Source organism: Burkholderia sp. SRS-W-2-2016 (genome assembly GCF_001931485.1).
In the GTDB taxonomy this organism is placed as follows: Bacteria; Pseudomonadota; Gammaproteobacteria; order Burkholderiales; family Burkholderiaceae; genus Paraburkholderia.
This window is the reverse complement of sequence record NZ_MSDV01000070.1, coordinates 18,179-28,005: the sequence shown is the minus strand read 5'-3', so window position 1 is coordinate 28,005 and position 9,827 is coordinate 18,179. Positions and strand designations below refer to the sequence as shown.

General features: G+C 63.4%; 8 protein-coding genes. 7 read left to right on the top strand and 1 reads right to left on the bottom strand.

Features of this window, described 5'->3' with window-relative positions; translation table 11 throughout:
- Nucleotides 1-1,206 (bottom strand): caspase family protein (locus BTH42_RS29020; protein ID WP_143752247.1); only part of this gene is annotated, 1,206 nt, incomplete at its 3' end.
- A gap of 375 nt (nt 1,207-1,581) precedes the next feature.
- Here BTH42_RS29020 and BTH42_RS29015 point away from each other — a divergent pair.
- The 7 genes from BTH42_RS29015 (at nt 1,582) to BTH42_RS28985 (ending at nt 9,820) form a co-directional block, all read left to right on the top strand.
- Entirely contained in the window at nt 1,582-2,091 is a 510-nt protein-coding gene (locus BTH42_RS29015) for a DUF4399 domain-containing protein (protein WP_075304626.1), read from the top strand.
- A gap of 18 nt (nt 2,092-2,109) precedes the next feature.
- Entirely contained in the window at nt 2,110-2,547 is a 438-nt protein-coding gene (locus BTH42_RS29010; RefSeq protein WP_075304625.1) for a DUF4399 domain-containing protein, read from the top strand.
- A gap of 256 nt (nt 2,548-2,803) precedes the next feature.
- On the top strand, nt 2,804-3,091 hold the full coding sequence (locus tag BTH42_RS29005; RefSeq protein ID WP_075304624.1) for a hypothetical protein: 288 nt from the start codon (nt 2,804-2,806) through the stop codon (nt 3,089-3,091).
- A gap of 241 nt (nt 3,092-3,332) precedes the next feature.
- Complete coding sequence (locus BTH42_RS29000) at nt 3,333-4,793, top strand: efflux transporter outer membrane subunit (protein ID WP_083654968.1); 1,461 nt, start codon at nt 3,333-3,335, stop codon at nt 4,791-4,793.
- Between the two features lie 239 nt (nt 4,794-5,032).
- On the top strand, nt 5,033-7,675 hold the full coding sequence (locus BTH42_RS28995) for an FHA domain-containing protein (RefSeq protein ID WP_075304622.1): 2,643 nt from the start codon (nt 5,033-5,035) through the stop codon (nt 7,673-7,675).
- The gene (locus BTH42_RS28990) at nt 7,653-9,026 is read left to right on the top strand and encodes an HlyD family efflux transporter periplasmic adaptor subunit (protein WP_075304621.1); all 1,374 of its coding nucleotides are present in this window, start codon (nt 7,653-7,655) and stop codon (nt 9,024-9,026) included. Before BTH42_RS28995 ends, BTH42_RS28990 begins: the two co-directional genes overlap by 23 nt.
- Before the next feature lie 41 nt (nt 9,027-9,067).
- Entirely contained in the window at nt 9,068-9,820 is a 753-nt protein-coding gene (locus BTH42_RS28985) for a peptidylprolyl isomerase (RefSeq protein ID WP_075304620.1), read from the top strand.
- The last annotated feature ends 7 nt before the right edge of the window (nt 9,821-9,827 follow it).

Below are 9,827 nucleotides of genomic sequence, written 5' to 3'. Positions count from 1 at the left end.
CGCGGGGGCATTCGCCGGCGCGGCGGGACGAGCGGCCTGCGCCGGCGCAGGCGGCGGGGTCTGCGTTTGCGTCTGCGGAGCATGCGCGGCCGGCGCGGCGGGCGGTGCGTTTGCAGCCGGATTGGAAGCGGCCGCCGCCCGCAACCGATCGATCCGCGCATGCGCGAGCGGCGCGAAGCGGCCATTCGGATAGGCCTTCAGATAGGCCTCGTAATCGCCCGGGTAGTTGCTGTCCTTGATCGACTCCCAGAACGTGATTTCGTATTGTTCGCTGCTGTCTTTCGGCAGAATGCCGCGACTGCGCAGCGTGAGCGGTTGATGCGCGGTTGTCGCGTCGTTCGGTGTGTCGGCGGTGCTTGCGACTGAAACGGAAGAGCCCCGCGCGGCGAGCCACGGTTGCTGAGCGCCACCGGTCGCGTCGCGAACTTCGCCGGCGACGCGCTCGAACAACGCGGTCAGCGGCTCGGAAGACGCGCGCGCATCGTTCAGCGCATGCAGCCACGCACCGGTGTACGCGCCGTGCTGCGCGCCGTCCGCCGCGAAACCGCCGGCCGTTGTCGCATAGGCAATCATGGTATTGGCCGGCAACGCCGTGCTGTCGATTCGCGCGGCGGCGGGTGTAAAGGGATTGTTCAGGCACGTGTCGAGAATCACGAGATCGAAACGTTTGTCACGACGCGATTCCATTGCCTGCAAAACCGCGTGCAGATCGACAGCGCTGTCGAGTCGCGACACGGGTGTCGAACTGATGACGGCTCGCGTATCAGGTTGCGCGGGCACCAGCAGTGTTCGCGGGCCGATCTGCATTCCGTGTCCGGCGAAATAAAACAGCCCGATATCGGCCGTTTGCAAACGGCGCTGAAATTCAGCGAGAGCCGCGCGCATTTGCGGCGGCGTTGCATTGGTGCGGACGATCACGTCGAAACCACGCGCGCGCAGCGCGTCGCGCATCGCCAGCGCATCGCGCGGCGCATTAGCGAGGACCGGTGCAGTAACGCCGGAGTCGCCATACTCGCCATTGCCGATCACCAGCGCGACGCGGCGGGACTGCGTGTCGGCGTGTAATGAAGCAAATGGCGAGAACCGTTGCGGCGCGTGCGGTGCGAATCCGGAAGTACTCGCCAGCCTGTCCGCAGCGGCCCCGGCGTTGCCCGACTGCATTGCGATCGCGCCAACCACGCATATCAGCAGGAATCGTCGCCACATCTTCGTATCCTTGTTCGTATGCTGTTCGCAGCGGACACAATTCAGGCATTCGAGGACCACGCTGCCCGCGCAATTCGCCGGCTGCCGCAAGCGAAATGTCGATGTCGTGACCGGCCATCCACCCGCAACCTTTCATTAACGATAGCACGCGCCCGGCGGCATAACTGCGCGGGAGTCCTTAACGCGTCATACGGTTAACGAGCATTGCATATCTTTTTGGCAAGTTACGACCTAAGCTGATTCACAAAGTCCGCCATACGGTCGTTTATAACCAGGCGACGGTGCGCCGAGCGACACGCGCGAGCCGCCGCCCGAACACCCGGAAGGCCATCGACAGCCGGGCCCAGCCATGCCTCCTCAACGGGAGAATGCGCTATGCGAAGAACCCGAGTTCCTCTCCTTTTCGGCAGCCTGAATACCGCGCAGGCGCGCACTGTGCGCTGGCGCGCGGCGCTTTGCGCAACCGTCGTCGCGCTATGCGCCGGCCTCGGCGTGGGCGCCGCCGGCACCGCGCGTGCGGAGCAGACCGCGTCGCCGCCGGGCGCCGAGGAGTACATCATCTGGCCGTCCGACGGCGCGGTGATCCACGGCGGCAAGCTGTGGGTACGCATGGGACTGCGCAATATGGGCGTGTGTCCGAAAGGCGTCGCGGTGCCCAATACCGGCCACCATCATCTGCTGATCGACACCGACCTGCCGGCGCTCGATCAGGAGATTCCGTCGGACCGTCAGCATCTGCATTTCGGCGCCGGCGAAACCGACGCGCGGATCGAATTGCCGCCCGGCAAGCACACACTGCAGCTGATTCTCGGCGATCACAATCACGTGCCGCACGTGCCGCCGGTGTATTCGAAGAAGATCACGATCACCGTGGTGAAAGACTAGCCGCAACGGAGAAAGCTCATGAACAGGATCATTGCGGCTGTGCTGGTCGTCGCGGCGGCCTGCGCGGCGGCGGCGTTGCCCGCGCCCGCATGGGCCGGCGCGCCGTCGCCGGCCGGCGCTTATGCGTATATCGGCTATCCGAACGACGGTCAGGTGGTCCCCGCCAACAAACCGTTCCGGGTCTGGTTCGGGCTGCGTTTCATGGGCGTCGCGCCGAAAGGGGTGAAGTACCCGAATACCGGCCACCATCATTTACTGATCGATACCGACCTGCCGCCGCTCGATCAGGAAATTCCGTCGGACCGGCATCACCTGCATTTCGGCGCGGGTGAAACCGAAACGATGATTCAGTTGCCGCCCGGCAAGCACACGCTGCAATTGCTGATGGGCGACGACATGCATGTGCCGCATACGCCCCCGGTGTACTCGAAAAAGATTACGGTAATTGCGCGCTGAAAGGCTGTCGCCGCGAAGCCGACAATGCGCGATACGGTGTTGGCGGCAAGCCACCATTCAATGGTCGTTATCCGCGTAAAGCCGGCCAGTAAAAAATCGAAGTCATTGCTGGAAGTCCCTCCACATAAGGTGTTCACGAAAGGATAGGAAAGACGGCGCACAACTGGCATAGCCTATGCGTCAGTAGCGTCCGAGCAGACAAGTTGCTCGAACCCCAACGCAATCCGATGCGCTTTCCTTTTCCCGGAGATTTGCCATGAACACGCTGATGATCAAGGACCTGTCCAACACCGAACAACTCGACAGCAAGGCGATGAGCGCCGTGCGCGGCGGCAACGCTTACTGCTATCCGATGCCGTCCTTCTCCTACACCTATGCGCCCGTATGCGCGCCGAACAACAGCAAGACCCTCACCGCGACGCAGATGATCAACACGGCGATGAACATCCAGAGCGCGAACGGCAACGACTCGGCACTGACCTACGGCACGACGACCAACATCAACCCGGCCATCTATTCGAGCAATAACATCGATCAGCACTGAGCGCCGCAGCGCCCGCGCGAGTCGACCACTCGCGCGGGCCGGGCCCGCAACCGGCGGGCCGCTAAAAAAGAACTTCCGTTCAATCGTCCTGTCCACGCACCCCTCGCGCTTTCGCGCCTTCACGTTTCAGCCGACCTCCGCCCCGACTCCAGCGCCGCTTCAGCACCGAAGCCGCGCGGCCGCGGCACGGCCCGAAGCGACGCTTTGCCCGCGCAGCGGTTGAGTGCAATTGGAGAACATCGTGTCAGCGTTGCCTGATTCATCGCCCGATTCGTCACCCCTGCCGCGCGTGTTGCACGCGTTGCGCGCCGCCTGCGCGGTGACGGTCTGCGCGCTTTCGCTGGGTGCGTGCGTCGACATCAGCATGCCCGCGTATCAGCGGCCGGACACGCCGGCCAAGACCGCATGGACGGATCACAAGGGCGCGCCGGTCAACGCGGCGCAAACGATCGAGGCCGACTGGTGGAAAGGCTTTCAGGATCCTTATCTGAACACGCTGATCGACAAGGCAATTGCCGGCAACTTCGACATTCAGGTGCTGGCCGCGCGGATCGACGTCGCACGCACGCAGATCAGCGAGGCGCAGGCCGGCAAATTGCCGACCGTCAACCTCGGTGCCGGCGTCGATTACACCGCGACGAGCGGCCAGCCGTTTTCGAAGACTTACAACCTCGCGGCGCAGGTGAATTGGGACATCGATATCTGGGGCAAGGTCGAGAAGGGCGTGCAGGCACAAAAGGCCGAATTCCACGCGAGCGAAGCCGACTGGCGGGCCGGCTATCTCGAACTGGTCGCGAACGTGTCCAGTACCTATTTCCAGATCCTGCAATTCGACGATCAGATCGCGCAGCAGCAAAAGACGCTCGGGACCAATCAGCAGATCCTCACGATCTACCAGGGCCAGGCGCGCAACGGCGTGGCGCCGCAAACCCAGGTGCTGCGGCAGCAGGCCGAAATCAACCGGCTGACTCACGACCTGTTCGAACTGCGCCGCTCGCGCGCGGTCGCGAATAACGCGCTGTGTACATTGCTCGGCGTGCCGGCCGGCGAATTCGAAGTACCGCAAGGGCATTTGCAGGAACGGGTGAAATTGCCCGACGTGCCGGACGGTCTGCCCGCGCAATTGTTGTCGCGGCGCCCCGATCTGGTGGCCGCCGAATTCCGCGTGCTGGAAGCGTACGACCTCGTCGGTCAGGCCAAGCTCGCGCAATTGCCGAGTATCGGCCTCACCGCGCAAGGCGGCACCGCGAGTGTCGCGCTTAATCAGTTGCTGAAATCGTTCACGTTCGGCCTGATGCCGAGTATCAACTTCCCATTGTTCGATCCGAATGTGCGCGCGCATATCAAGGTGACGCAGGCGCAGACCAAAGTCGCCGAACAGCAGTACCGGGTGGCGGTGATGGGCGCGTTCGAGGAAGTCGAAAACGCACTCGTCAATCTGAGCGCGCATAAGGCGCAGCGGGTCGAATTGCAGCAGCAGGTGGCGCGGCTGCAGATCGTCGCCGCGCAGATCCAGTCGCAATTGCGGCTCGGCGTGGTGTCGCAATTGGAGGTGTTCGAGGACGAGCGCACTTTGCTCGGCGCGCAGCAGCAGTTGCTGGAAAACCACCAGCTGATTCTGTCCGACACGGTACTGCTTTATAAGGCGCTCGGCGGCGGCTGGCCGAGTGTCGACGTGCAGGCGCAGGCTAAAGAAAAGTAACGAAGCATTGAGCTAATCCGCGAGTTGGCGTGCAACGCGGGTATTTCGGCTGTTGACGACTTATCCGCATGTTTATCAACCGACGATATCGAAATTGACTCTCGCCATGCGTGACTTACAATCGTTTAGGGGTCAGCGTTCACGCGGCTCTATACAACCACATCTTTGCGCCGTAGTTCTTCGTGCCGTTTCCGCCGCGCTCTCGCCGTGTCGGGTAAACGATTAGTGATCCAGAGAAAATGGCCGCCGGCGAAGCCCCGATTGCTGAGATGCGCGCGACAGAGGACGCTGCGTTCGACGTGGTGTTGACGCCGCGTGCGTCCGCGCAGCGCCCCGCGCTCGACGCGATCCGGATCGTCGACAGTCTGTTCGCGATCGGCCGCAGCGAAGCCCCGTTCAACGACTATCCGCCGCAATGGACCGCCGCTCTGTCGCGCCGGCATGCGCGCGTGTTCGTCGAGCACGGCGCGGTGTACGTCGCCGATCTCGGCAGCAAGAACGGCACGTCGGTGAATGGCGTCGCGGTACGGCAAACGCCGGCACGGGTCCGCGCGGGCGACGAACTGTGTTTCGGCGGCGACCTGTGCTATCGGGTTGCGCTCGAACCGCGCGCGCGGATCGTCGCGAATGCGGGTACGCCGGCCGCGCCGCATCTGCTGCTGGTGCCGCAGCGCGACGACCTCGGTTTGCAGCCGCTCGACGTGCTCGCATTGCCGTTTCTGGTCAGCAAAACAGACGAGGTGTTCGCGCGCTATAAAGACCGTTATCCGCACCAGGTCAATTACATTTCACGGCGCCACGCGCATCTGTTTCTGAAAGGCGGCGAGCTATACGTCGAAGATCTCGGCAGCACCAACGGCACGTTCGTGAACGGCAGACGGCTCGACGAATCGGCACAGGTACTCGCCGACGGCGACGTCGTTGCATTTGGCGGCGATCACTTCGTCTACAGGGTGTCGCTACAAAACTCGTCCGACGTCGAACCCACCGTGACCCAACTCGCCCTCAATGCCGCCGCCGAGCATGCCGCCGATGCGGACAAAACCACGTTCGTCGGCGCCGCGCATTCGTTCCTCGAGATCTTTTGCGTCGATCCGGCCGTGCAGCGCGAGGACGAAGTGAACGAAGCCGCGCAACCGGCGTCCGCGCGCGCGAAGCGTGAAGGCGGCGGCGCGGCTGCGAATAGCACGGCGCGCGGCGCGGGCGCGAACGATGCGAATTCCGCCAACGGCAGCGGCACTGGCGCGGCGCATGGCAAAAGCGGCGCAGGCGGTGCAGGTGGTGCAGGCGGTAAGCACGCGGCGGCCCGCCAACCGCGCCGCTGGCGTCTTCTCGCCGGCGAATTGCACAAGGCACTCGCGGACGGCGAGCGCATCAACGTGCGGCGCGCGGCGGCCGGCGGCGGCGTCGCGGTCGCGATCGCGTTGGCGCTCGGCGTCGGTTTGTATCTGCACGGCGCATCGGAGCGCGAATTGCGCAATTTGCTGGCAAGCGGCGATTACAGCAGCGCGGTCACGGCCGCGCGCGCTTATTTCGCGAGTCATCCGGCCGACACGAAAATCCGCGCGCTGGCGAGCGAAGCATTGTTGAAGGAGAAACTTCCGGGCTGGCTCAATGCGCTGGGAAAAGCGCAATTCGATCAGGCCGACGCGCTGCTGAAAGATATGAAGTCGTTGAGCGCCGATAACGCGGATGCCGGCGCATTGCTCGGTGAATTGCAGTGGGTCGGCGATCTCGAACGCTTCGTCGCGGCGCGCGGCGGCGTCGACGCGCCGATCCGCATGTACCAGGACGAGTCGACGATCAGCAATCTGCTGCAACGCTGGGACGACGATCCGCGCACGCATCAGCGCGCGCTCGATCGCATCGCCGGCTATGTGCCGGTGTTCGCGGAGCCGTACGCGCAGGCGCTCAGTCATCTGCGCAAGCTCGAAAGCGACGATTCGGTGTACGTCGCCGCGATCGAGCGGCTCAACGGCGTGATTCGCGCCGAACTCGCGCACGACAAACCCGATGCGCTGCCGCAAATACTCGACGACTATGCGCAGCGTTATCCGCGGCTCGCGGGACTCGACCGGGTGCGCGAGGATTTGCGCCAGTACACCGCGTTGCTGAACGCGGCGCTCGCCCGTCAGTTGATCTCGCTGCTGACGATGATGAAAACCGCGCGTTTCAGCACCCCGCCGTTTCAGGCGCAGTATCAGCAGCTCGCGGCCACGCGTCTGCCGTCGGCGGCGATCGTCGAACGTGAGAATGCGGTGGACGCCGAATGGCAGCGCGGCGACATGCAGCACGCGCTGAGCGATTTGCAGTCGATGCCGGCGAGTCCGTGGTCGGATGTTCTGGCCGCGCAGGCCGCGCACAAGAAAACGCTCGCCGATCAATACACCGACTTGCAAAAGACCCGCGGCGGCAAGGATTACGATCAGCGGCTGCTGTCGTTCTACGCGAGTCTCGACCCGCAAGCGGACGCGTGGTTCGTGCAGGCGATCCAGAAAGATGTCGCCGCGCTGCACGACAAGGCGCTCGCCCGCGCGCAGGATCTGCTGGTGCGCGCGCAGAACCTGTGGAAAGCGTATCGCGGGGCCGGGCCGATCGGCGGCACGCAGCGGCTCGAAGCGGGCATCTCGGCGGGCTTTCGCAATCAGGCGCGACTGCTGTCGGATGCGCAGGCCGCGGCGCACCAGGGAATGCGCATCTACACGCAACTGAAGGCCGATCATCCGGCCGACTTCGATCGTCTGCTCGCGGATATCGACGCCGAAGCGGATTTGCAGCGCCGCTCGCTGACCGAGTTGCGGATGGTACTGGACCCCGGGCTGCTGAAAGCAAAGCTCGCGCTGATTGGAGGCGATCAGAGTGAAACGCGACCCGCACCCTAGACCGTTGTCGGAGGCGCTCGAAGATCACAGCGTCGAAGGCATCGCGATTCTCACCTCGGAGCCGGTGCGGATTGCGCGCGCGCTGATCTGGGCGATGGTCGCGCTGGTGGTCGCGGGCTTGCTGTGGTCGTTCGTCGGCCGCGCGGACGTGATTGTCAGCGCGCCCGGTACGTTGTCGCCGGACTCCGAAGTGCGGCGCATTTATGCGCCGATCGACGGCGAACTCGCGGACGTGTATATCGCCGAAGGACAGCCGGTGTCGAAAGGCGACGTGCTGGCACGGCTCAATGCGCGCGGTGCAATCGAAGCGGCCAGCAATGCGTTGCAGGCGCAATTGAAACTCGAAGACGCCGAGCGCGAATGGAAGCAGTTTCCGCAGAAGAAGGCATTGCTGGAGCGTAAGGCCGCGGCGCTGAAAGCCCAACTCGACGTCGAGGAGAAACTGCACCAGAACCGCGTATCGGAAGGCACGACGAAACTGGCCGAAGGGCAGAAAGCGGAACTCGACGAAGCGCGCAGCTCGCTCGATAACGCACGGCGCACGCGCGAGGCGGCGCGCCAGGAACTCGAACGCTATTCGCAGTTATTCGCGCAGCCGGGCGGCGGCGGGATCGCCGAATTGCAGGTCGAACAGAAACGCACGGCCGCGCTCGAAGCGGATAACGCGTACCGGGTCGCGCAATCGAAACTCGCGGAACTCGATTTCCGTCTGAGCCACGAATACGCGCAGGCCAATGCGCAACTGGCGACCAGCGGGCAGCAAAGTACCGACCTGCAATTGCAGTACGACACGGCGATACGCGACGCGACCGTCGCGGAAGACAAGCTGCGCGTGCAGCTGCAAAGCGCGCGTCTGGAAGCGGACGCGGCCGCGCGCGTACGTTTCGAGAACATCGACAAGGACAACTTCCTGCTGATTCTCGCGCCGGTCTCCGGCGTGATTACCGATGTGACGTCGACGCAGCGCGGCGACAAGATTCAGGCGAATGCGCCGCTCGGCGGCATTGCGCCGAAAGACGCGAAGCCGATTCTGAAGATCGAGATCGCCGAACACGACCGCGCGTTCCTGCACGAAGGCCAGGCCGTGAAAATGAAGTTCAACGCGTTTCCGTACCAGCGCTACGGGCTGATCAGCGGCACGCTCGCGTCGATCTCGCCGGCGACCAAGCCTTCAGTGCTCGACAAGCAACCGGTCTACGAAGGCCGCGTGATGCTGGACAAAGACTATTACCAGGTAGGCGGCACGCGTTATCCATTGCGTTACGGGATGACGGCCAGTGCGGAAATCGTGGTGCGCGAGCGGCGCCTGATCGATCTCGGTCTCGATCCGTTCAGGCAGGTGGCCGGTTAAGCGCGATAGATCGACAAAACCCAAGCAAAGGAGCGAATCAAATGACCGCGATAGTGCGAATCGATGACGAAGTCGTGGACGTCGCCGAGTTCATTCGTCTTCTGAAACTGACCGGCCAGTTCGAAAGCCTGATCGAGCAGATCGTGCGCGACAAGCTGACCGTGCATGCGGCGAAAAAGCAAGGCGTGGCGGTGAGCGCCGACGAAATCCAGAATCGCGCCGATCAGTTCCGGCGCGTGCGCGGACTGCATCGCGCGGCGGATATGAATAACTATCTCGACGCGCTGCATGTGAGCCTCGACGAATTCGAAGTGTTCATTACCGATGGTCTGTATCAGGAGAAGATGCTCGACGAAATCGGCAACGATGCGGCGATCCGCGATTACTTCGCGCTCAATTCGCCGAAATTCGATGCGATCGAGGTGAGTCATATCGTGCTGGACAGCGACGGCAAGGCGAAGGAAATGATCTCGTATCTGCGCGACGATCCGGAGGCGTTCGCCGAGATGGCGCGCGAGCATTCGATTGCCGATACGCGCGAATCCGGCGGCGTGATCGGCAAAGTGCTGCGCGGCTCGCTGAAACCCGATATCGAGGCGAAGATTTTCAATGCGGCGGTTGGCGATCTGCTCGGGCCGTTTCCGTCCGAGGATCGCTCGTGCTTCGAGATCTTCGCGGTGACCGCCAAATATCCGGCCACGCTCGACGCGGATGTCGCGACCGAGATTCGCCGTCTGCTGCGCGAAGGCTGGTTGATGGCCCGCGCGCAGGAACACGTGATCGAAGCGCGCTGACGCGCTC